General features: G+C 58.7%; 22 protein-coding genes, 1 tRNA gene and 1 riboswitch. Of the genes, 18 read left to right on the forward strand and 5 right to left on the reverse strand.

Annotated features, from left to right (window positions below):
• Positions 1 to 46: 46 nt before the first annotated feature.
• The gene (locus QLG02_RS19500; protein WP_282465941.1) at positions 47 to 1,255 is read right to left on the reverse strand and encodes an MFS transporter; all 1,209 of its coding nucleotides are present in this window, start codon (positions 1,253 to 1,255) and stop codon (positions 47 to 49) included.
• 93 nt (positions 1,256 to 1,348) lie between these two features.
• Between QLG02_RS19500 and QLG02_RS19505 the strand changes: the two genes are divergently transcribed.
• Together QLG02_RS19505 and cysB are read left to right on the forward strand one after the other, a co-directional pair.
• On the forward strand, positions 1,349 to 2,224 hold the full coding sequence (locus QLG02_RS19505) for a LysR family transcriptional regulator (protein ID WP_282465942.1): 876 nt from the start codon (positions 1,349 to 1,351) through the stop codon (positions 2,222 to 2,224).
• A 73-nt stretch (positions 2,225 to 2,297) separates the two neighbouring features.
• Positions 2,298 to 3,272 (forward strand): HTH-type transcriptional regulator CysB, encoded by a 975-nt coding sequence (gene cysB / locus QLG02_RS19510; RefSeq protein WP_010634254.1) that lies wholly within the window; start codon positions 2,298 to 2,300, stop codon positions 3,270 to 3,272.
• Positions 3,273 to 3,350: 78 nt separating this feature from the next.
• Here the strand turns inward: cysB and ribA are convergent, their stop codons facing one another.
• The gene (gene ribA, locus QLG02_RS19515) at positions 3,351 to 3,944 is read right to left on the reverse strand and encodes a GTP cyclohydrolase II (protein WP_010634253.1); all 594 of its coding nucleotides are present in this window, start codon (positions 3,942 to 3,944) and stop codon (positions 3,351 to 3,353) included.
• Between the two features lie 249 nt (positions 3,945 to 4,193).
• On the opposite strand from ribA, the gene cmk reads away from it, so the two are divergent.
• The 6 genes from cmk to pyrF all read left to right on the forward strand — a co-directional run bounded on the left by cmk (position 4,194) and on the right by pyrF (position 9,450).
• The gene (cmk, locus tag QLG02_RS19520; RefSeq protein ID WP_011705689.1) at positions 4,194 to 4,886 is read left to right on the forward strand and encodes a (d)CMP kinase; all 693 of its coding nucleotides are present in this window, start codon (positions 4,194 to 4,196) and stop codon (positions 4,884 to 4,886) included.
• A 93-nt stretch (positions 4,887 to 4,979) separates the two neighbouring features.
• Entirely contained in the window at positions 4,980 to 6,650 is a 1,671-nt protein-coding gene (rpsA, locus tag QLG02_RS19525; RefSeq protein WP_011705690.1) for a 30S ribosomal protein S1, read from the forward strand.
• Positions 6,651 to 6,745: 95 nt separating this feature from the next.
• Positions 6,746 to 7,030 carry an integration host factor subunit beta gene (ihfB, locus tag QLG02_RS19530; RefSeq protein WP_011705691.1) on the forward strand — a complete coding sequence of 95 codons (285 nt, stop codon included), beginning with the start codon at positions 6,746 to 6,748 and terminating at the stop codon, positions 7,028 to 7,030.
• 156 nt (positions 7,031 to 7,186) lie between these two features.
• A complete protein-coding gene (locus QLG02_RS19535) occupies positions 7,187 to 7,471 on the forward strand; it encodes a lipopolysaccharide assembly protein LapA domain-containing protein (protein WP_011705692.1) in 285 nt (94 codons plus the stop codon).
• Positions 7,472 to 7,480: 9 nt separating this feature from the next.
• Positions 7,481 to 8,647, forward strand: coding sequence for a lipopolysaccharide assembly protein LapB (gene lapB / locus QLG02_RS19540; RefSeq protein WP_016350438.1), 1,167 nt, complete (start codon positions 7,481 to 7,483; stop codon positions 8,645 to 8,647).
• Positions 8,648 to 8,748: 101 nt separating this feature from the next.
• Complete coding sequence (gene pyrF / locus QLG02_RS19545) at positions 8,749 to 9,450, forward strand: orotidine-5'-phosphate decarboxylase (RefSeq protein ID WP_282465943.1); 702 nt, start codon at positions 8,749 to 8,751, stop codon at positions 9,448 to 9,450.
• A gap of 47 nt (positions 9,451 to 9,497) precedes the next feature.
• On the opposite strand, the gene rrtA is transcribed toward pyrF, so the two are convergent.
• A complete protein-coding gene (rrtA, locus tag QLG02_RS19550; RefSeq protein WP_239660658.1) occupies positions 9,498 to 10,076 on the reverse strand; it encodes a rhombosortase in 579 nt (192 codons plus the stop codon).
• Between rrtA and QLG02_RS19555 the strand changes: the two genes are divergently transcribed.
• From QLG02_RS19555 to QLG02_RS19575, 5 genes are all read left to right on the forward strand, one after another.
• On the forward strand, positions 10,006 to 10,692 hold the full coding sequence (locus tag QLG02_RS19555; protein ID WP_282465944.1) for a tRNA-uridine aminocarboxypropyltransferase: 687 nt from the start codon (positions 10,006 to 10,008) through the stop codon (positions 10,690 to 10,692). The two genes, rrtA and QLG02_RS19555, sit on opposite strands and share 71 nt — an antisense overlap.
• A 22-nt stretch (positions 10,693 to 10,714) precedes the next feature.
• Positions 10,715 to 11,422 carry a 7-cyano-7-deazaguanine synthase QueC gene (queC, locus tag QLG02_RS19560; RefSeq protein ID WP_270831019.1) on the forward strand — a complete coding sequence of 236 codons (708 nt, stop codon included), beginning with the start codon at positions 10,715 to 10,717 and terminating at the stop codon, positions 11,420 to 11,422.
• Positions 11,423 to 11,483: 61 nt separating this feature from the next.
• Positions 11,484 to 12,155: a 7-carboxy-7-deazaguanine synthase QueE gene (gene queE / locus QLG02_RS19565; RefSeq protein ID WP_282465945.1), complete on the forward strand. Its 672-nt coding sequence runs from the start codon at positions 11,484 to 11,486 to the stop codon at positions 12,153 to 12,155.
• A 1-nt stretch (position 12,156) separates the two neighbouring features.
• Positions 12,157 to 12,387 carry a DUF3820 family protein gene (locus tag QLG02_RS19570; protein ID WP_005299948.1) on the forward strand — a complete coding sequence of 77 codons (231 nt, stop codon included), beginning with the start codon at positions 12,157 to 12,159 and terminating at the stop codon, positions 12,385 to 12,387.
• Entirely contained in the window at positions 12,384 to 12,947 is a 564-nt protein-coding gene (locus QLG02_RS19575) for a cob(I)yrinic acid a,c-diamide adenosyltransferase (protein WP_011705700.1), read from the forward strand. Before QLG02_RS19570 ends, QLG02_RS19575 begins: the two co-directional genes overlap by 4 nt.
• 66 nt (positions 12,948 to 13,013) lie before the next feature.
• Here QLG02_RS19575 and QLG02_RS19580 read toward each other — a convergent pair whose 3' ends face one another.
• Entirely contained in the window at positions 13,014 to 13,418 is a 405-nt protein-coding gene (locus QLG02_RS19580) for an H-NS family nucleoid-associated regulatory protein (protein ID WP_282465946.1), read from the reverse strand.
• Positions 13,419 to 13,739: 321 nt separating this feature from the next.
• Positions 13,740 to 13,911, forward strand: a riboswitch (Lysine riboswitch).
• A gap of 86 nt (positions 13,912 to 13,997) precedes the next feature.
• Here QLG02_RS19580 and QLG02_RS19585 point away from each other — a divergent pair.
• Both QLG02_RS19585 and QLG02_RS19590 read left to right on the forward strand, forming a co-directional pair.
• Positions 13,998 to 15,578: a Na+/H+ antiporter NhaC family protein gene (locus QLG02_RS19585; protein WP_282465947.1), complete on the forward strand. Its 1,581-nt coding sequence runs from the start codon at positions 13,998 to 14,000 to the stop codon at positions 15,576 to 15,578.
• A gap of 86 nt (positions 15,579 to 15,664) precedes the next feature.
• Positions 15,665 to 16,246, forward strand: a complete 582-nt coding sequence (locus QLG02_RS19590; protein WP_011705703.1) for a thymidine kinase — start codon at positions 15,665 to 15,667, stop codon at positions 16,244 to 16,246.
• Between the two features lie 68 nt (positions 16,247 to 16,314).
• On the opposite strand, the gene QLG02_RS19595 is transcribed toward QLG02_RS19590, so the two are convergent.
• On the reverse strand, positions 16,315 to 17,652 hold the full coding sequence (locus QLG02_RS19595) for a flavohemoglobin expression-modulating QEGLA motif protein (protein ID WP_016350446.1): 1,338 nt from the start codon (positions 17,650 to 17,652) through the stop codon (positions 16,315 to 16,317).
• A 158-nt stretch (positions 17,653 to 17,810) separates the two neighbouring features.
• Here QLG02_RS19595 and QLG02_RS19600 point away from each other — a divergent pair, with 158 nt between their 5' ends.
• The 3 genes from QLG02_RS19600 to hcp1 all read left to right on the forward strand — a co-directional run bounded on the left by QLG02_RS19600 (position 17,811) and on the right by hcp1 (position 20,238).
• Positions 17,811 to 18,266, forward strand: coding sequence for a YbjN domain-containing protein (locus tag QLG02_RS19600; protein WP_029303285.1), 456 nt, complete (start codon positions 17,811 to 17,813; stop codon positions 18,264 to 18,266).
• Positions 18,267 to 18,412: 146 nt separating this feature from the next.
• Positions 18,413 to 18,500: transfer RNA gene (locus QLG02_RS19605), tRNA-Ser, on the forward strand.
• 1,219 nt (positions 18,501 to 19,719) lie between these two features.
• Positions 19,720 to 20,238 (forward strand): type VI secretion system effector Hcp1, encoded by a 519-nt coding sequence (gene hcp1, locus QLG02_RS19610; protein ID WP_010634822.1) that lies wholly within the window; start codon positions 19,720 to 19,722, stop codon positions 20,236 to 20,238.
• Positions 20,239 to 20,240: the final 2 nt, after the last annotated feature.

Here is a 20,240-nt window from a genome sequence, read left to right on the forward strand (position 1 = left end):
TGAAACGGGGCCGCTTGACCGGCCTCGTTTCATAGCCGAGATGGCATCAGGGATGGCAGATGCGGGAGCGGGCGGGGCGTCCCTTCAAGTGGCCGAGCCAGAGGCTCAACCCCGCCGTGATGACCAGTACCAGCTCGATGCCGAGCACCAATCCCCCGAGCCCCCCTTGCTCCCAGAAAGGGTGCAGATAGAGCCCCCCCAGACTGGCCCCCAGATAGTAACCCACCAGATAGAGCGACGAGGCGAGCGCCCGGTTGTGCTCCACGTGCTGGCCGACCCAGGCGCTGGCGCAGGCGTGGGCAAGGAAAAAGCCGAAACTCGAGATGAGCAGGCCTGAGAGGATGGCGCCGAGCGAGCCGCCCAGCAGCAGGGCGCTGCCTAGCGCCATCAGGGCTATGCCGACCAGCAGCAGGCGCTGCGCGCCCCAGCGATGGGCACAGCGGCCGCTGAGGGAGGAGGCTACCGTCCCCGACAGATAGGTCAGAAACAGCATGCCGAGCCATTGGGTAGGCAAGGAGAAGGGGGGGCTGGCCAGCAGGAAGGTGAGGTAGCTGTATTGGTTCAGAAACACCATGAAGTTGAGGCCGCCGATGAGGTAGGCCCCCACCAGCAGCGGGTTGCCGAGGTGGCTGGCGATCGCCTGACGAAACTGGCCGGGCTTGGCGATGACGGGCACGAAACGGGTCTGGGCCGGCAGCAGCCAGATGACCAGGGGCAGCAATGACAGGCTGATGAGGCCGATGCCGAGAAAAGTGTGCTGCCAGTCGCCAAACCAGCCTGCCAGCAGACCGCCGACCACTCGGCCGGCGATACCCCCCAGCGAGTTGGCGGCAATGTAGACCCCGACGGCGGAGAGCAGGGCCCGCTTGCTGAACTCTTCCCCCATGTAGGCGATGGCGGTGGCGGGCAGCCCTGCCAGCAGGACCCCCTGCAGGATCCGCAGCAACAGTAGCTGTTCAAACTGACTGACCAGGCTGATAAGCAGGGAGAGCAGGATGGCGCCGGCCAGACTCCACAGCATGATCCGGCGCCGGCCGAAGCGATCCGCCAGCCGGGCGCAGACGAGCAGCGAGACGGCGAGCCCAGCGGTGCAGCCGGCCAGGGTCCAGCCGGCCGACAGCGAGCTGACGGAGAACACCTCGGCCAGCAGCGGCAGCAGCGGGTGGGTTTGATAGAGATTGAGAAACACCAGGAAGGAGCCCAGGCTGAGGGCCAAGGTGGCGCGGATCCATTCACGACTACCGACTTCGATCATATGCAATTGTCCTGACAGCTTTGTTGCAGGTTAGTGCGCGCCAGAGCATAAATATAATATATTTAAGTTATCCACCTGATAAACCAAATTGATATGGACCTGAAACAGCTCACCTATCTGCTGGCGGTGCGGGATGCCGGCTCTTTTACCAAGGCGGCCAACGGGTTGCACGTGGCGCAGCCCGCCATCAGCATGGCCATCGCCAAGCTGGAGCAGCAGCTCGAGCTGCGCTTGTTCGACCGCCAGGATCGCAACGTGCGGCTCACCCCGGAAGGGGAGGTGCTCTGCCGCCATGCCGAGCGCCTGCTGCGCCAGATGCATCAGGCCGAGGCCGAGATGGCCGAACTCAAGGGGCTGGAGCGCGGAGAGGTGCGCATCGGCATCCCCTACATGATGGGCTCCTATTACTTTCCGCCGATCCTGATGGCCTTCAAACATCGCTACCCCGGCCTCAAGATCCGGGTGGAGGAGGCGGGCACCCGCGAGCTTTTGAGCCGCATGGTGGACGGCTCGCTGGATCTTGCCATCCTCATCACCAGCGACCTGCCGCCGGCGCTGGAGGGGGCCCAGCTACTGCGTGAAGAGATGTTGATGGTGGTGGGAGAGGAGCATCCGCTGTGCCAGGCCCGGAGCGTGTCGCTGAGCGAGTTCTTCAGCCAGGAGCTGGCGATGTTTCGCCGTGGCTTCTATCACCGCGAGCACATGGAAGCGCTGGCCCAGGGGCTGGGCTGCGAGCCCGACATCGCCTTTGAGAGCAACCTCATCCCGCTGCTGAAGGCGGTAGTGAAACAGGGTTTTGCGGTGACCACCTTCTTGCGGATGGCGCTGGACGAAGAGCCTGCCTTGACCGGGATCCCGTTTGCCCCCCCGATCTTTCTCGATCTCTGCGTGGCGTGGCGGCGAGGGGATCCGCTCTCCATGGCCAACCGCGCCTTGCGGGATTTTCTGCTGGCGCAGGCACAGCCATAAATGGCCAAGAAGGAAAGGCTATCAGGCAAAAGTTTGTTAGTATTAGTTCAAGTCGCCTTTAGAGCCTAACATCATGAAACTCCAACAATTGCGTTATATCGTTGAGGTTGCCAACCACAGACTGAACGTGTCGGCAACGGCAGAGAGCCTCTACACCTCTCAGCCAGGGATCAGCAAACAGGTGCGCATGCTGGAAGATGAGCTGGGGATCCAGATTTTCGAGCGCAGCGGCAAACATCTGACCCAGATCACCCCGGCTGGCCGGGACGTGATCAAGATTGCCAACGAGATCCTGGGCAAGGTGGAGAGCATCAAGTCGGTGGCGAGTCAGCACACTCACCCCGAGCAGGGCACGCTCCACATTGCGACCACCCACACCCAGGCCCGTTATGCGCTGCCTGACGTGATCAAGGGCTTCATCAAGCGCTTTCCCAAAGTCTCCCTGCACATGCACCAAGGCACGCCGACCCAGATCAGCGAAGCCGTGGTCAAGGGGCAGGCCGACTTTGCCATCGCCACCGAGGCGCTGCACCTGTACGAAGATCTCATCATGTTGCCCTGCTACCACTGGAACCGCAGCGTGATCGTGCCAAAGGGCCACCCGCTGACCCAGGTCGGCAAGCTCTCCATCGCCGACATCGCCCGCTTCCCGCTGGTGACCTATGTGTTCGGCTTTACCGGTCGCTCCGAGCTCGACACCGCCTTCAACCGGGCCGGTTTTGAGCCCAACATCGTCTTCACCGCCACCGATGCTGACGTGATCAAGACCTATGTCCGGCTGGGGGTGGGGATCGGCGTGATGGCGACCATGGCGCTGGATCCTCAGGTCGATACCGATCTGGTGGCGCTCGATGCCAGCCACCTGTTTGCCCACAGCACCACCAAGATCGGCTTTCGCAAGGGCTCTTTCCTGCGTACCTACATGTATGACTTCATGACCCGTTTTGCCCCGCATCTGACTCGGGACGTGGTGGAGCGTGCCATTGCCCTGCGCTCCAGCGACGATGTGGATGCCATGTTTGCCGATATCGAGCTGCCCATCCGCTAGCGCCGCGGCGATACGAGAGTAACAAAAAACGCCTCCCGATGGGAGGCGTTTTTCATGGCGACGAGCAGCGAGGCGGGCTCACTTCTTGAACATGTGATCCAGCTTGTTGGCCTTGGTCGAGAGGTAGAACTCGTTGTGGGGATTGCGCCCTTCCTGCAGGGGTACCCGTTCCGCTACCGGAATACCGAAGGATTCCATCGCCTTCATCTTGCGCGGGTTGTTGGTCATCAACTTGAGGGATTTCACCTCCAGCTGCTTGAGCATGTCGGCGCAGATGGTGTAGTCGCGCATGTCGGCGGCAAAGCCGAGCGCCACGTTGGCCTCGACGGTGTCGGCGCCCTGATCCTGCAGATGATAGGCCCGGATCTTGTTGAGCAGGCCGATGCCGCGCCCTTCCTGACGCACGTACAGCAAGACGCCGCGGCCTGCCTTGGCGATGTTTTCCAATGCAGCCTGCAGCTGGAAGCCGCAGTCGCAACGCAGACTGAACAGGGCATCGCCGGTCAGGCACTCGGAGTGAATGCGGCCCAGCACCGGCTCATCACCCGTGATATCGCCCATCACCAGTGCGGCGTGATCCTTGCCGGTGCCGGTTTCCTGAAAGCCTACCAGCGTGAAAGTGCCCCAGGGGGTCGGCAACTTGGATTTGGCCACGAGGGTAACGCTGCTCATAGGTTGCTCCTTACTACAGCTGCTTAAAAAAGGGCGGCCAGTTTAGCGCGCCTTGTGCGGAACAACCATAAGAACAAAACCTTGCACAATTTAATGGTTTGCCTGGCGGTACACAAAGAGGACAGTTGCGACTGGTTTTGCGCAAATGTGTGCCACGACGACTGCCAGGCTCGGCACATTTGGGTATAATCGGCGCCCATTACCCCATCCCTCCCGGGATGTGTGCAACAAGTGTGCAGGAGAGACGTTATGCCGCAGATGGCCCCCGTGATGACAATTGATGGCCCGAGTGGTGCAGGCAAGGGCACCCTGTGTCAGTTGCTGGCTGAAAAACTGGGTTGGCACCTGCTCGATTCCGGCGCCATCTATCGGGTGCTGGCCCTGGCTGCCCTGCATCACGATGTAGAGCTCGATGCCGAAGCTGCGCTGGTTCCCCTGGCTGCCAATCTGGACGTGCAGTTCCAGGTCGATGCCGAACAGGTGAAGGTCGTGCTGGAAGGGGAGGATGTCTCCCGTACCATCCGTACCGAGGAAGTGGGCAATGCCGCGAGCAAGATTGCCGCCTTCCCGCGGGTGCGCGAAGCCCTGCTGCGCCGTCAGCGAGCATTTCGCCAAGCCCCCGGCCTCATCGCCGACGGTCGTGACATGGGCACCGTGGTTTTCCCGGAAGCCGAGGTGAAGATTTTCCTCGACGCCAGCGCCGAAGAACGGGCTGCCCGCCGCTATAAGCAGTTGCAAGATAAGGGCTTTGATGTTAACTTTGAGCGTCTTTTAACCGAGATTCGGGAACGTGACGATCGCGACAGAAATCGCGCCGTTGCCCCCCTTAAACCGGCAGAAGATGCTCTCGTGGTGGATTCAACCGCCATGTCCATAGACGAAGTGCTGGTAACGGTGCTTGCCTATGCAGAGCAACAACTTGGTGATGTCAGTACAAACTGATGTCAGTCGTCTGCACCATGGATGGCGCAGATAATTTAAAACAACCCCGCTTGTGCCGGATTGCAAGTGGATGTTTCATTTGTGACATAAACAATGATCGAATCTTTTGCTCAACTCTTTGAAGAGTCCCTGAACGCCGTTGAAACCCGTCAAGGTTCCATCGTCAAGGGCACTGTTGTTGCTATCGAAAATGGTTTCGTACTGGTTGACGCCGGTCTGAAATCCGAGTCCGCTATCCCGGCTGAAGAATTCAAGAACGCCATGGGCGAGCTGGAAATCAACGTAGGCGACTCCGTTGACGTGGCTCTGGACTCTATCGAAGATGGTTTCGGCGAAACCAAGCTGTCCCGCGAAAAAGCCAAGCGCCACGAAGCCTGGCTGCAGCTTGAAAAAGCTTACGAAGAGCAAGCTACCGTTATCGGTATCATCAACGGCAAGGTCAAGGGTGGTTTCACCGTTGAACTGAACGGCATCCGTGCCTTCCTGCCGGGTTCTCTGGTTGACGTGCGTCCGATCCGTGACACCGCTCACCTGGAAAACAAAGAACTCGAGTTCAAAGTCATCAAGCTGGACCAGAAGCGCAACAACGTTGTTGTTTCCCGTCGTGCCGTGATCGAGACCGAGAACACCTCCGAGCGCGAAAGCCTGCTGGCTAACCTGCAAGAAGGTCAAGAAGTTAAGGGTATCGTCAAGAACCTGACCGACTACGGTGCATTCGTAGATCTGGGCGGTGTTGACGGCCTGCTGCACATCACCGACATGGCGTGGAAGCGCGTTAAGCATCCTTCCGAAATCGTCAACGTTGGCGACGAGATCGCAGTCAAGGTTCTGAAGTTCGACCGCGAGCGTACCCGTGTATCCCTGGGTCTGAAGCAGCTGGGCGAAGATCCCTGGGTTGCTATCGCCAAGCGTTACCCGGAGACCACCCGTCTGTCTGGCCGCGTGACCAACCTGACCGACTACGGCTGCTTCGTTGAAATCGAAGAAGGCGTGGAAGGCCTGGTACACGTATCCGAGATGGATTGGACCAACAAGAACATCCACCCGTCCAAGGTTGTTAACGTTGGCGACGTGGTTGACGTGATGGTTCTGGACATCGACGAAGAGCGTCGTCGTATCTCCCTGGGTCTGAAGCAGTGCAAATCCAACCCGTGGCAGCTGTTTGCCGAAACTCACGCCAAGGGCGACCGTGTTTCCGGCAAGATCAAGTCCATCACTGACTTCGGTATCTTCATCGGTCTGGATGGCGGCATCGACGGCCTGGTTCACCTGTCTGACATCTCCTGGAACAACCAGGGCGAAGAAGCCGTGCGTGAATTCAAGAAGGGCGACGAGATCGAAGCCGTTGTTCTGCAAGTGGACCCGGAGCGCGAGCGCATCTCCCTGGGCGTCAAGCAGATCGAAGAAGACCCGTTCAATAAGTACCTGTCTGACAACAAGAAAGGTGCTATTGTGAAGGGTAAGGTTACCGAGGTTGATGCCAAGGGTGCCGTGATCGAACTGGCTGACGGCGTAGAAGGCTACCTGCGTGCCTCCGACGCTGCTCGTGACCGTGTAGAAGACGCCACTCTGGTGCTGTCTGTTGGTGACGAAGTTGAAGCCAAGTTCATGGGCGTTGATCGCAAGAACCGCACTGTAAGCCTGTCTGTCCGCGCTAAGGACGAGGCTGATGAGCGTGTTGCTATCGACAGCCTGAACCAACAAGAAGAAGTTGTGTTCAGCAATGCCATGGCTGAAGCGTTCAAAGCCGCCAAGGGTGAATAATCCTTGATGCAAGAAAAGGGCGGCGTGTCACGCCGCCCTTTTTTATCATTGGCGTAATGAATATTGCATGTGATCGGGGAAGGAGATTTAACGTTATGACCAAATCAGATCTCATCGAACAATTGGCTGCCAGCCGCATGCATATGCCGGCCAAGGATGTCGAAGCTGCCATCAAGGAGATCCTTGAGCAGATGGCATCGACTTTGCAAAACGGCGACCGGATTGAAATCCGCGGATTTGGAAGTTTTTCACTGCACTATCGTGCCCCCCGCGTGGGCCGCAACCCCAAAACCGGGGACAAGGTTGAATTGACCGGGAAATATGTTCCCCATTTCAAACCTGGCAAAGAGTTACGCGAGCGAGTGAACATCGCTGAATAATGCAGAAAATGGCATACTTGGGTATGCCTTTTTTGTTTTTATGGTTTGCCTTGTGGCAATTGTCCGGTTTCTCCAAGTCTTTTCCCATTCGCTCTAGAGTCTGCCGGTGATTTTAAGGATAATCAGCCTTTCATTAGATACTGACAGGGAGCTCCTATGAAGCGTATCTTGGCCCTCATTCCACTGGTGCTGGTGTTTATTCTGACCCTGGCCGTCGGTTCGCAAAATGGCCAGCTGGTGCAGTTCAACTATCTGATTGCCCAGGGCGAGTTTTCACTCTCCATGTTGCTGGGATTCTTTTTTGGTGGTGGCTTCCTGCTGGGCTGGCTGGTATTCGGTCTCTTGTTCCTGCGTCTGAAGATGCAGAATCGCACCCTCAATCGCACCATGCGCCGTCAATCCCGCGAGTTGGAGCTGGCTCGGTCGGCTGCCAAGGAATAATGTCCCTCGATGCTTGAACTGCTTTTCCTGCTGTTGCCCATTGCTGCCGGCTACGGCTGGTACATGGGGCGCAGGAGTGTTCGCCAGGACACCCAGAAACAGAGTAACCAGTTTTCCCGCCAGTACGTGGCGGGTCTCAATTATTTGTTGTCCGATGAATCAGACAAGGCGGTGGATCTCTTTATCCAGCTGCTGGAAGTGGATAGCGAAACCATCGAAACTCACCTCTCCCTCGGCAACCTGTTTCGCCAGCGTGGCGAGGTGGACCGTGCCATCAAGATCCACCAGAACCTGGTGACCCGCCAGCTGACCCGGGAACAGCGCCAGCTGGCGTTGCAGGAGCTGGCGCGCGACTTTCTTGCTGCCGGCCTGCTCGACAGGGCCGAGGCGCTCTGGAACGAGCTGTGCGATGACAGCGACTATGAAGAGACGGCGCTGGCCCAGCTGTTGATCATTCATCAGCAACTGCGGGATTGGGACAAGGCCATCGACGTGGCGGTACGGCTGCAGAAATTTCAGGGCAAGAAGCTGGCCGAACCCATTTCCCATTTTTACTGCGAGCAGGCAGAGAGCGCCTTGCGTGAAGGGGACAAACCCGCCGGGCTTGCCAAGCTCAAGCGGGCGCTCAGCGTCAACCCCGCCTGTGCCCGTGCCAGCCTGCGTCTGGCGGAACTGGCCATGGCGGCAGGGGAGTACGAGCAGGCCAGCAAGGATCTCTTGCGGGTGTTCGAGCAGGATATCGACTTTGCCTCCGAAGCCATTCCCTCCCTCAACGAGTGCTACCAGCGCCTGGGTCGTGCCCACGATCTCATTCCCCTGCTGGAGCAGGCGGTGGAGGATCATGCCGGCGTCAGCGTGACGCTGGCACTGGCCAAGCTGGTGGAGGAGCGCGACGGCCTGAGTCAGGCCCGTGCGCTGGTGCTGCGCCAATTGCGTCGTCATCCCTCCATGAAGGGCTTCTATCAGCTGGTGGGCTTCCAGCTGGCGAGCGCTGAGGAGGGCCCTGCCAAGGAGAGCCTTGAGCTCTTGCAGCAGCTGGTTGGCGAGCAGATCAAGATCAAATCCACCCACAAGTGCCGGCAGTGCGGTTTTGCCACTCACTCCCTGTTCTGGCAGTGTCCCTCCTGCCGTCAGTGGGGATCCATCAAGCCGATCCGCGGCCTGGACGGGGAGTAAGAGCCACCACAAGATCATGAGCCAGGCCGCTGGGGCCTGGTGTTTTCAGGTCGAACCGGGGCCAAGCTCCGGGCGGCGAATAACCATCGATAGGAAGTGAGATGCTAGATCCCAAAGTACTGGTTGCGCTGGATTATCAGCACGAGGCCGATGCCTTCGCCTTCATTGAACGTATCTCCCCGGCCCAGTGCCGTCTCAAGGTAGGCAAGGAGATGTTTACCCTGTTTGGCCCCCAGTTCGTGCGTCAGCTGGTTGCCAAGGGATTTGATGTCTTTCTGGATCTGAAGTTTCACGACATTCCCAACACTGTCGCCAAGGCGGTAGCCGCCAGTGCCGAGCTCGGCGTCTGGATGGTGAACGTGCACGCCAGCGGTGGCGAGCGGATGATGCGGGCCGCCAAGGAGGCGCTGCTGCCCTATGGCGACAAGGCGCCGCTGCTTATCGGGGTGACCGTGCTGACCAGCATGGAGCAGGCCGACATGGCGCCGCTGGGGCTCACTGTCGGCCCGGCCGAGCAGGTGATCCGGCTGGCCAAATTGACCAAGGAGGCGGGGCTAGATGGAGTGGTCTGCTCCGCCGAAGAGGCACGTGAATTGAAGGCGCTGCTCGGCGCCGACTTCAAGCTGGTGACGCCGGGGATCCGTCCCACTGGCTCGGCTGCCGGTGATCAACGCCGGGTCATGACACCGCTGGCGGCGGTGGAGGCGGGGGCCGACTATCTGGTAATTGGCCGCCCCATCACCCAGGCGGCCGATCCTGCCGCCATGCTGGCAGACATCAACTCAGAGCTGGCAAATCGATAATGGACAGGATGCCGGCCCGATGGGGCCGGCATTGCATCAGGGGCGGCTCACTCCTTGGGAGCGGGCTCGCGCAGAGTGATCGGGAGCAGGCCGAGCAACAGGCCGGCGCCCGAGCCAATCAGATGTGATTCAATGTGTACCCTGGCGCCGATGAGGGCGGACACCGGGCTTTCCCCCGCACTGTAGAAGTCCACCCCGAGCTTGATCGCCACCCCTGCCAGCATCAACCAGCCTGAGTAGCGGCGATAGCGGATATCCTGCAGCGCCCCCCAGACGAACAGGCCGTGCAGCGCGCCCGACAATCCCATGTACCACTGGGTCTGCGGACACCACCACCAGATACCGAGCCCGACGGCGGCGCCGAGCAGCAACAGCAGCAGCGGCAGCCTAAAACCGGTCAGGTATTCGCGAAACAGGCTGTAAAGTACCCACAACCCGCTCAGATTGAGCAGCAGGTGCCACAGATTGGTGTGGGCCAGATTGCCTGTTATGATGCGCCACCCTTCACCCTGGGCTATCAGGGTGCGATCGAAGGAGAGCTGGTGATTCGGCACGATGAAAAAGAGCAGCAAACTGGCGAGTGAAAGCGTGATGACCCAGAGCAATCCTGATTTTTCTGACAACATGAAACAGTCCAACGACAACAAGAGCCGCTACTGTACACGTTGCACCAGAGCCCTCAAAGCCTGTCTGTGTGATTATATTCGGCAGGTGCCGCACCTCGCCCCTCTTCATATTTTGCAGCATCCAAGCGAAGTCGGACATCCCAAGGGAACCGCCATCCTGCTGGCCTCCTCGCTGGCGCAGGCCCGCCTGCATGTGGGCGAACAGGTGGCCGACGTCCCCGAGCTGGCTGCCTTGCTGGCCGATCCCGCGCTGCAGTGTTATCTGTTGTGGCCGGATGAGGAGGCCATTTCGCTTGCCAGGGTGCGGGAGAGGGAGACGACTGAGCCGGCTCGCCGGGTCTGTTTTTTGCTGCTCGATGGAACCTGGCGCAAGGCCTACCGGATGCTGCACAGCAACCCTGAGTTGCAGCAGCTGCCGCGGATAAAGCTGGATGCCGTCGCGGGGCAATATTCCATTCGCAAGAAGCCGTTTCCAGAGGCGCTGTCGACCCTGGAAGCGGGCTACCATCTGTTGTCCCAGTGGGAGAGGGCGCCCGATCGCTTCGCCCCGCTGATGACCCTTTTTACCCATTTGAACCGGCAGTGGCACGATTTTGCCCAGGGCCGGCGCAGTTGAACTGCCCAGAGGAGAGTTACTCGTGAAAAAAGCCGTCGTGGTATTCAGTGGTGGTCAAGACAGCACCACCTGCCTGGTTCAGGCCTTGTCCCGTTATGACGAGGTGCACGCCATCACCTTCGATTATGGTCAGCGCCATCGGGAAGAGATCGAGACGGCGCGCCGTCTGGCCAGTGGGCTCGGCATCGCCGCCCACAAGGTGATGGACGTGACCATGCTGGGCGAGCTGGCCATCTCGGCCCTGACCCGGGACGAGATCCCGGTGAGCTTCGAGCTGCAGGACAACGGCCTGCCCAATACCTTCGTACCGGGCCGCAACATCCTGTTCCTCACCCTGGCCGCTATCTACGCCTATCAGGTGGGTGCCGAGGCGGTGATCACCGGGGTGTGCGAGACCGATTTCTCCGGTTATCCCGATTGCCGTGACGAGTTCGTCAAGGCGCTCAATCAGGCAGTCTCCTTGGGGCTGGATCGCGCCATTTGCTTCGAGACCCCGCTGATGTGGCTCGACAAGGCCGAGACCTGGGCACTGGCGGATCACTACGGCCACCTCGACACCGTGCGCCAGCAAACGCTCACCTGCTACAACGGCATTGCCGGCGACGGTTGCGGTGCCTGTCCTGCCTGCGATCTGCGCAGCCGCGGCCTGCAGCAGTACCTGGCCGACAAGGCGGGCGTGACGGCACGCTTGCACCAAAAAACCGGGCTGGGCGAGAAAAGCGGATGCTGAACCTGCGTCTCGGCCATGCTTGGGGTATAATCCGCGACTTTTGCAACCAGCCGTGACCAAGATGCACTACCCAATCAACGAGATATTCCAGACCATCCAGGGGGAGGGGGTCTTCACCGGCCTGCCCGCCATCTTCGTTCGCCTGCAGGGCTGCCCGGTGGGGTGCCCCTGGTGCGATACCCGTCATACCTGGGTGGTTGATCCTGCTCGTGAAGTGGGGGTACAGGCGGTACTCGACTGCTCCAACGAATCCGATGGCTGGAGCAAGATGAGCACGGCGCAGATCCTGGCCAGCTTCCAGCAGCTTGGTTATCAGGCGCGCCACGTGGTGATCACGGGTGGGGAACCCTGCCTCTATGATCTGCAGGATCTCTCTGCCGCCCTGATTGAGGCGGGTTATCAGGTGCAGATCGAAACCAGCGGTACCAGCGAGATCCAGACCCATGAGCAGACCTGGGTCACCGTATCTCCCAAAATCAATATGAAGGGAGGGCTGCCGGTGCTGGTCTCTGCCCTCGAGCGAGCCAACGAGATCAAGCATCCGGTGGCCACCGAGCGCCATGTGGAGGAGCTGGATACGTTGCTGGCCACCGCCAGCTTGCGTGAAAACGTGGTGATCGCGCTGCAACCCATCAGCCAGAAACCCAGGGCCACTCAATTGGCGATGGCAACCTGCATTGCCCGCAATTGGCGGCTCTCCATCCAGACCCATAAATATCTGGATATCGATTGAGATGGAGTGGTTGTCCGACGAGCGGGTATTGTTGTCCCTGGCCAACAAGATGCCTTATGGCAAATATCGGGGACGTCGCATCATCGATATTCCGGAGCCTTATCTGGTGTGGCTGGCCCGCACCGGTTTTCCCGCCGGTTCACTGGGTCAAACGCTGGCGCTGGCCTATGAAATCAAGCTCAACGGGCTGGAATCTATGATTGTTCCCATTATTAACAGGATGTCGGTATGAGGATATATACGAGGCAGGGTGACAAGGGCATGACTCGCCTGGCCGATGGGCTGCAACTGGCCAAAGACGATATGCGGGTAGAAACCTATGGTTATATTGATGAATTAAATTCTCATATAGGTCTTCTTATTGCCGAGGTGCCTGCGGCCGAAACCGGATTATTGGCTGACTTGTTATTATTGCAACAGGAATTGTTCGATCTGGGCGGGGAGCTGGCATTTTCCAGCGCCGCTCAGGAAGCGGCCATCTGGCAGGTGAATAACGAGTGGACCTTGCGGCTGGAGCAACAAATTGATGCCTACAGCGCCAATTTACCTGTGCTGCGCAATTTTATTTTGCCCAGCGGTTCCCGTGCGGCGGCGCAAGCCCATGTGGTGCGAACCCTGACCCGGCGCTGCGAGCGTCTGCTGCTGACCCTGAGCCGCAGCGAGCAGCTCAATCCGGCCATTTTGCCCTACATGAACCGGCTGAGTGACTGGTTTTTCACCATTGCCCGCTACCTGCTGGCCTGTACGGCGACCCCAGAAGTGCTCTGGGTCAAGGCGGCAGAGCGGGGCTGATAGCCAGGCTACAGGCAATAAAAAACCTCGCGATGCGAGGTTTTTTATTGCGCCGATGCGGCTTTATCAGATGGCAAATTCTTCGACGGATTTACCTTCGGCAACGGCCTTGGCAATCACGGAAGGCATGCGGCCCTGGCCGGTCCAGGTTTTTTCCACGCCGTTGTCCATATAACGGTATTTGGCCGGGCGGGGAGCACGTTTGCCCTTGCTGGCCTTGGCGGGTTCAACGGCCACGGTGCCAACCAATTCGGCCGGATCGATGCCGGCTGCTTTCAGCATTTCGGCATATTCGTTAATTTTACGCAGATGTTCTTCGCGAGCCTGACGCTCGGTGGCTTCATCCTGCTGGCGCTCGCTGACAATAGCGGAGAGCTTTTCCAGACCTTCTTCCAATTGTTCCAGTGTCAGCTCACGGCAAGCGGCACGCAGGCTACGGACATTCAGCAGGACTTTCAAAAATTCGTTCATAGTGTTCACCACGCGAGCAAAAGAGTGAATTAAATAGATATAGTAATTTTGGCTAATTTATACGGCCATTTATGATCAAGTCAAGTCAGCTGAATTAATAAATTCATAGTGGAAATTAAGTGATCTATTTTGGATTCAGGCCCGATTCAGCAATATTGGCAATGTACATACTCGACTGAGTTCTTGATAGATGAAAATAGCGACAAAATCATAATGTTTGCACCATTTGACTACCACCATGCCATTTTAAGCCGCGCCATTTGGTGATTTAATCAAAAAACTTGCTATAACGTGTCGGCACGATAAAATGTGCCTCGAATACCTTTAAGTAGAGGCGCGCTGCCTATGACTACTTGTGCGGAGGGTGATGCCTGTGATGCACGAGGAAAGGAGTCAGCGCCGAAGTGGCCAGGCCATCATACCGGGCTGCTGGTTCTGCATCTAATAGGTGCAGGACTGCCATAGTCATCCACTATGGAGCGCTACCTGAAGGGGCTGAGGAGTATTACCTCCCCATGGGTTTTGTTTCTTTATCCTCTCGGTAGATCTCCACCTGCTGTCTTTAGGTGCAAAGAGATCATGGACATCATTCACTACGCCGACTCCGGTTGGTCAATCATTCCACCCCTGCTGGCCGTCGCCCTGGCGATCCTGACCCGCCGCGTCCTGCTGTCGCTGGGGGTGGGCATAGTCACTGGCAGCCTGCTGCTGAACCAGTTTTCTCCCCTCGATTCCCTGCATTACATGTTGAACACCGTGCTCAAGATCTTCTGGGTCGACGGGGCGCTCAACCGTGACAACATCAACATGTTGCTGTTCATGCTGCTGCTGGGCGGGCTCATCAGCCTGATGAGCGTTTCCGGTGCGACCCGGGCCTTCGCCGAGTGGGCCGCCAAGCGCGCCAAGACCCGCAAGGGGGCCAAGACGCTGACCGGCATGATGGTCTTTGCCTTCTTCATCGATGACTTCTTCCACAGCCTGTCGGTGGGGGCTATCTGCCGTCCGGTGACCGACCGCTTCCAGATCTCCCGCGCCAAGCTGGCCTACTTGCTGGACTCCACCGCCGCACCGGTCTGCGTGCTGATGCCCATCTCCTCCTGGGGTGCTTATATCATCGCCCTGGTAGGCGGCATCATGGCGGCTCACGGCATCACCGGGCAGAGCCCCATCTCCGCCTTCGTCGAGATGATCCCGATGAACCTCTATGCGGTGTTCACTCTGATCATGGTGCTGGTGGTGATCGCGTTCCAGCTCGACATCGGTCCGATGCGTCAGCACGAGCAGTGGGCGCTGGAAGGCAAGCTGTGGGATGAGTCCAAGGGCCGCCCCATCGGCCTGGACATGGAGAGCCCGGAGGAGAGCAACGGCGGCATGATCGACATGGTACTGCCGATCCTGACCCTGACCGCGGCCACCGTCTATTTCATGATTGACTCCGGCGCCGCCGTGCTGGCTGCCAATGGCGAGCCGTTCAGCGTGCTCGGCTCGTTCGAGAATACCAACGTCGGCTCGTCTCTGGTATATGGTGCTCTGTGCAGCCTGGTGGTCTCCATCGGTCTGGCCATGCGTCTCAAGCTCGGTGCCAAGAACTGGATCAAGGCTGCGCCGCAAGGGGTCATGGCCATGTTGCCGGCCATCAACATCCTGCTGTTTGCCTGGACCATCGGCGCCGTGGTGCGTGACGTCGAGACCGGCAAGTACCTGGCATCGCTTGCCAACGGCAACCTGCCCATCGAAGTGCTGCCTGCCGTGGTCTTTATCCTCTCCTGCGCCATGGCGTTTGCTACCGGCACCAGCTGGGGCACCTTCGGCATCATGCTGCCATTGGCTGGCGACATGGCGGCAGCCAGTGACATCACGCTGATGCTGCCGATGCTGGCTGCCGTGCTGGCCGGTTCCGTGTTCGGTGATCACAGCTCGCCCATCTCCAGCACCAGTATCCTGTCGGCCACCGGTGCCGGCTGCCACCACATCGACCACGTGATGACCCAGCTGCCCTATGCCCTGGCCATCGCCTTGGGCGCCGCCCTCGGTTATCTGGTGATGGGGCTGATGCACTCGGTGCTGGCAGGCTTCAGCGTCAGTGCGCTCTGGTTCGTCATCTTCTCCAGCTACCATTTGCGCAAGGCAAGGTCCCAAGCGGACCTGGCTATCGCATAAAAAGAACAAGGGGCCGCCAGGCCCCTTGGTTTTGTTGGGGGCTTTGGTTAGCATGCGCCCCATAAATTCAGTTTCGGAACAGTACCATGGCTTCACTGCACTACAAATTTGCCACCATGAATTCAGGCAAATCGACCCAGCTCATTCAGGCGCACTTCAATTATCTGGAGCGGGGCATGCATCCCTTGGCCATGACACCCGCCATCGACGACCGCTTCGGGGTCGGGGTGATCAGTGCCCGGGTGGGGCTGGAGCTGAGAGTCGAGGTGTTCAGCGATAGCTGCGATCTGTTCGAGATGGTAAAAGCCCGTCATGCCGAGCGGCATATCGACGTGTTCATCGTCGATGAAGCCCAGTTCCTGACCAAGGAGCAGGTCTATCAGCTGGCCCGCATCGTCGATGAGCAGGACATTCCGGTGATCGCCTACGGCCTCAAGACCGATTTTCGCGGCGAGCTGTTTCCCGGCTCCTACCACCTGCTCTGCCTGGCCGACAAGTTCGAGGAGCTGAAAAGCATCTGCTGGTGCGGCAACAAGGCGCACATGAACTCCCGGGTCAATGAAGCCGGCCAGGTGATGCGCGATGGCGAGCAGGTGGAGATCGGCGGCAATGATCGTTATGTCTCTCTGTGCCGCAAACACTATCTGGAAGGACGGGCCTTCAAATAGCCCCCTCTTCATCGCGATGAGTGGATAGAAAAAGGCGCCAATCTGGCGCCTTTTTTGTTGCTGGTGGTTCAGTCAATCTCGATGTCGACCGGGGCTATGATGGGATCGGCCACCGGCAGGCGGTGGAACAGCTGGCGAAAGTGCTGCTGCACCCGGCCGATATCCACCAGCGACATGCCGGAGGCGAAGCCGAACCAGACGTAGAGGCCGGTGAGATCGCGAAACATGGGGGGCAGATAACGGGGCGCACTGATCAGCCCCTCCAGATAGTGCTGGTAGAGCACCGGGATGTCGTCCAGGGTCACCTTGCCGACAAACAGCATGGGCAGGATCTCGGGCACCCCCTCCAGCACGGCGCTGCGGATGAAGTTGACCGTCTCCACATAGCCCTTCACATAGGAGAGATCCTTGGTGAAGCAGGCACCCCCCTCGACCATGCCGCCGCGAAACACCCGCTGGGTGATCTTGTAGGCGTCGTGTTCGCTGGTGCCCTGGCCGACGAAGTGCTGGAACACCTCGATGAAGTCGGCGCCGCGCTCGGCCATGTCGATAGCCATCACTCGATCCGAGATGCGCTTGGCCCGGTCCGGGAAAGAGCTGAAGGTGAGGGTTTCTATCAGCACCGCCAATCCCTCCTGGCAGGCGGTGATGCGCGGCGAACCGGCACTGAGCCAAGTGGCATAGGGTTGCTGGCGCCCGTTGAGGGTGGTGCCCACGTGCACCCAGCCCTCGTGGACCTCCAGCACCTGCAGATCCAGCTCGGAGAAGCGGGCGTGGGAGTTGAGCTTGATGTAATCGCCGCCGGCCGCCGCGTCCGAGACGATGCCATCGCTCAGCTTGACTTGCACGGTGCCGTCACTGAAATAGCTCGACAGCTTGCCCTGCAACTTGGCCACCGCCGCTTCCCCCTCGAACTCCTTGGGGTAGGGACGGACCAGGTGGCGGGCGCCGGGCAGGGAGAAGATATCGCACAGCCTCGCCCCCAGCTCCTTGAGGGTCTTGCGATCGCCGCGCAGGTGATCGCCAGCCGAACCGTACAGCAGCTGGCTGTAGCGCAGAAAATCCGGTTGGCCGCGCTGGCGCAGCATTTCGATGACCACCATATATTGATCCACCGTCTCCTGCAGGATGCGGCCAAGCTCGTCCTGGGGGCCGAGCCGGCGGCGGATCCTGTCCCGCAGCTCCTTGAGCTCCAGATACTTGTTGCGGGGATCGAAGCCGAGGGGCAGGCCATCATAGAAGGCCTTGTCGACGGCCGGCAGCGTGCGTCCTCCACTGGCCAGAAAGTCGGCCTGCAGGTGACGGGGCCACTTGATGGCATCCAGAATGCGGATGGGCTTTTGCAGGATCAAGAGTTCATCCGAGAGGGATTTCAGATGCAGGCGGTACTTTTCTTGGATGGTCATTTAGCCCCCTGTGGGGCGAGTGTGGCGCTGGAATGGGCTGAGTATATGCAGGCGGCTTGCCAAAAAGAAGCGAGGCATGTGCTTATCCGGCCAGTGCGCTTTTGGTTGCCGGAAAATTGGTTTAGACTGCGCCCCTTGATCCCAATTGTGTCGTGGAAATGATGAATATCCCCAGCTCCGAAATGATAATGCGTTGGTTGCAGCAGGCTCGTATCGAGCACTATGTCTGTGATCAGTGCCACGGTATCCACATTGTCTCTCTGCAGTCCGTCGAAGGCATTCAGGAGAGCCGGGTCTTCGTCGAAGAGGAAGGGCTGCTGTTTTCATCCGAGCTGGAGGTGCGTCCCTCCGCCTTGCTGCCGCTGGTGGCCGAACTGGGTCGTCTCAACATGCAGTACCCGTCGCTCAAGGTGTTCCTCGACATCATCGATGACAACCTGCCGCGTCTGGTGGTGGGCCACACCGTCTTCACCAAGGCCGGTCTTTCGGTCGAGCAGTTCCTGCTGTTCGTTGAAAGCACCATCGCCACCACCCATGAAGTGGTCTCCGAATGCGAGCGGTTGGGTTTCCTGAATCTGCCGGAAATCCAGGTTGCACCGGAGTCTGTGCACTGATTTGTGCGTTAAATGTGCGAACGGTTCGCCTGATGCAAAAAGCCGTTGACGCCGGCGGGGCTTTCCCCTAAATTACGCCCCGTTCCAGCGCAACGGCGCAGCGAACACAGTGCTGGCTGAGCACGTTAAACAACAGACCAAAATTTGGTGAGGTGTCCGAGTGGCTGAAGGAGCACGCCTGGAAAGTGTGTATACGGCAACGTATCGAGGGTTCGAATCCCTCCCTCACCGCCAAATAAAACAAAAGGGCTTGTCTTGTGACAGGCCCTTTTGTTTTATCCGGTGACGGACGGCGCGGTTCGGGCCCCCTAGTTCGACAGGCGGGCAGGATAGCCCATCTGGACGGCCAGAGGCCGCCCGCAGGGCGAGCGCCATGGATGGCGCGAGTCAATCCCGACCCATCGCCCATATTGAAAAACCGACCTGATGGTCGGTTTTTTGCTTTGGGGAAGAATTATCCGCCGATGTCGAAGAGGGGGAGGGAGAACTCTCACCGGGTTCGAGCAGGGCAGCTTGCAGTGATGAACGGCCGCAGTCCGCCCGAAGGGGTGAGCCACGCAGTGGCGAATGATCCTTCCCTCATAACCAAACAACGTAAAAGGGCCTATCGCAAGATAGGCCCTTTTACTTTATCCGCTGAAGGCGGTCTGGTTCTGGCCCAGGCTCGACCTGTGGGCAGGGTAGCCCGCCTAGACGGTCACAGCCCTCCTGCAGGGCGGGCGTCGGGGATGGTGAGGATCAATCCTGACCCATTTGCCCAATTTAAAGCCCGACCTGATGGTCGGGCTTTTGCGTTTCTGGCCGGTGATATATCTGTCGATGTCGATGTCGATGTCGATGTCGATGTCGATGCGAAGGGCAGGGAACATAGAACCCAAGCTATCTCGTCAGCGACAGCCATAGATTGCCCCGCGTAAGCACACTATCCAAGTAACCGGCCCGATGGTCGGTTACTTGGATATATGGGTGATGCTGTGTTTGGTGTCTGGGCGTTATGCAAGGAAGCTTGCCAAGCTGTCTCATCTCGTTGAGCAGTGCGCTCACCACGTTACCTATCTTCTTCCTTATTACTTTGGCGCCAAGATACCTGCTTTCGAAAACCTCTTGGCGCGCTTCTTTCTGTTTCTCTCTGCTAATGGTGAGAGTCTTTGGTCGCTCAGGCTTTGATTGGCCAAATACCTCTCTTCAGTAAGTGATCGCCGGGTAATAGGTGAGGGGTAGAGATAAACTCTACCCTGCGCAATGGATTGCCATTTCCTTAGTGATTGGCGCTGGTTATGCAAGAGCTGGTAGTTTTATATGCTAACTACGCAACTTGTTGCGCCACATGGCGGCTGTGCAAGGGAGGGGTTGTTTTAATTATTTGTTTTTTAACAAAAAATTGGTTTGGCATGGTCACTGCTAACGGATTCGGTCGAGTGTCATTACCGTTCAACCAATCAGGAGCATACCCATGCCAACTCCATGTTATATCAGCATCGAAGGTAAAACCCAGGGCAACATTACCGCCGGTGCCTTCACCTCTGACTCCGTCGGCAACATCTTCGTGCAGGGTCACGAAGACGAGATGCTGGTACAAGAGTTCCAACACGTTGTGACTGTCCCGACTGACCCGCAATCTGGTCAGCCTGCTGGTCAGCGTGTCCACAAGCCGTTCAAGTTCACCGTTGCGCTGAACAAAGCTGTACCGTTGATGTACAACTCGCTGGCCTCCGGCGAAATGCTGCCGAAAGTGACCCTGAAGTGGTACCGCACCTCCGTCGAGGGCAAGCAGGAGCACTTCTTCTCTACCGTGCTGACCGATGCCACCATCGTTGACATCGACTGCCAGATGCCGCACTGCCAGGATCCGGCGAAGTCTGACTTCACCCAGCTGATCCAGGTCTCTCTGGCCTACCGCAAAATCGATTGGGAACACACCGTTGCCGGCACTTCCGGTGCGGACGACTGGCGTGCGCCGATCGAGGCGTAACT

It is taken from the genome of Aeromonas sp. V90_14 (assembly GCF_029967615.1).
Classification (GTDB): domain Bacteria; phylum Pseudomonadota; class Gammaproteobacteria; order Enterobacterales; family Aeromonadaceae; genus Aeromonas; species Aeromonas hydrophila.